This is a genomic window from Vibrio sp. 2304 (genome assembly GCF_033339475.1).
GTDB lineage: Bacteria > Pseudomonadota > Gammaproteobacteria > Enterobacterales > Vibrionaceae > Vibrio > Vibrio alginolyticus.
The window spans coordinates 1-569 of sequence record NZ_JAWOUQ010000099.1 but is presented as its reverse complement, the minus strand read 5'-3'; the positions used below and the strand labels follow the sequence as shown (position 1 = coordinate 569).

1 pseudogene is annotated in these 569 nt (G+C 56.6%); it reads left to right on the top strand.

Going from position 1 to position 569, the window contains the following annotated elements:
- Positions 1 to 14: 14 nt before the first annotated feature.
- Positions 15 to 569, top strand: a pseudogene (locus R7P64_RS24460) (Clp protease ClpP); the annotation flags it as partial.

Here is a 569-nt window from a genome sequence, read left to right as displayed (position 1 = left end):
TGCTCAGTGCCTACATGAACAAGACCGGGCTGGGGCTGGAAGAACTGGAGGCGATGCTGAAAGCTGAAACCTGGCTTAATGGCGCGGAGGCGGTGGAAAAAGGTTTCGCTGACACGCTTGAACCAGAACTGCAGGCCGCGGCCTGTGTGAATCAAAATAAACTGAAGGATTACCATAATATGCCAGAACTGATTAACAACCTTTTTGGGCCGCGTGCCGAAGCTCCTGTCAGTCAGCCGCAACCCGCACAAAATCCGGCGCCGCAGGCCGCAAATAACCCACCGGCACAGCAACCCACTCAGCAACCGCTGGCAGGAAATATCGACAGTACCGCGCTGGCCGTCCAGCTCCAGCAGCAGATGCAGGCAGCGAATACTGAACGAGTAAGCGCAGTTTCCGCTGTGTTTGATGCGTTTCCTGCTTTCGGCTCGCTGAAAGCAGAATGCATCACGGATATTTCCTGCTCAGCGGAACAGGCCCGCACCAAATTGCTCAGTGCGCTGGCGGCAGGGACGACCCCGAGTGCCGGACCGGGTGCAGTTCACATCCATGCGGGTAACGGGAATATT